Consider the following 1008-nt stretch of genomic DNA (forward strand, 5'->3'; position numbering starts at 1 on the left):
CTCCTATCAGGAGACTGGCGCGCGTGAGTGGGCGTTTAAATCCGACGATAAGACGTACCAAGTTACCGTTGATGGCAACTTATGCACCAACAACTCTTCCGCGTTACGAAATGTCGCGCTGTTAGGGCAAGGTGTTATCTACGTGCCTCGTGTATTGGTGTATGAAGATTTAAAGCAGGGCAGCTTGATCCAGTTGTTCAAAGAAGAAACGGCGAAATGCTTGGGTATCTACGCTGTCTACCCATACACAAGGCAGCAACCCGAGAAGATTAAGATCTTCATTGATCATCTATACAACAGCTTCCAAAGTCAAAATCATCGATTTTAAATCAAGTCTACAACGCCATTGGTTACTTTGGTGTTGTGGTTTTGTTTCCACTTTTTCTCATAAATAATTCATCCAATTTAGCCACTTACACGGTGTTACTCCCTCATCACTTACTTTGATAACAAGACGTTGCGCACGCATGTTAAAGAATGGTTTTGTTATTGTTTCTTTTTGGAAACGGTCTGTTTCTTTCGTTCTAACGTCGGTTTGTGAACGCTAAGTTACAGAAAAACAACAGATTAATTGCGCTATGTGAGTGCTGGTTAAGGTTTGTACGCTTGACCTTGATGGACGCAGGGAAATTGACTGCTTATAGTGAGCCAAACTCAAATCCACACCGTGTCTGGTTGGATGTGAGTGATGCAAAATAACTAGAGATACGGATATGAAACAAAAGCAGCTGATAGAAGAATTTAAAACGATAGTCGGGGAAGAGAATGTCCTGACCGATCAGGTTAAAACCAAATACTACCGCTCAGGTTTTCGCTCTGGTAGTGGTACAGCGCTTGCCGTCGTGTTTCCTAACACTTTGTTAGAACAATGGAAGATCATTAAACAGTGTGTCGAGGCGAACTGCATCATTATCATGCAGGCTGCGAAAACAGGTCTCACAGAAGGCTCTGCACCAAGTGGTAACGACTATGACCGCGATGTCGTGGTGATCAACATTACCAAAATCA

General features: G+C 43.1%; 1 protein-coding gene and 1 pseudogene. Both read left to right on the top strand.

Annotation, left to right across the window (positions count from 1 at the left end):
- On the top strand, positions 1 to 328 hold a 328-nt coding region (locus R7P67_RS26710), incomplete at its 5' end, for a LysR substrate-binding domain-containing protein (protein WP_318086572.1).
- A gap of 385 nt (positions 329 to 713) precedes the next feature.
- Positions 714 to 1008, top strand: a pseudogene (locus R7P67_RS26715) (D-lactate dehydrogenase); the annotation flags it as partial.

It is taken from the genome of Vibrio sp. Vb0937, from assembly GCF_033338855.1.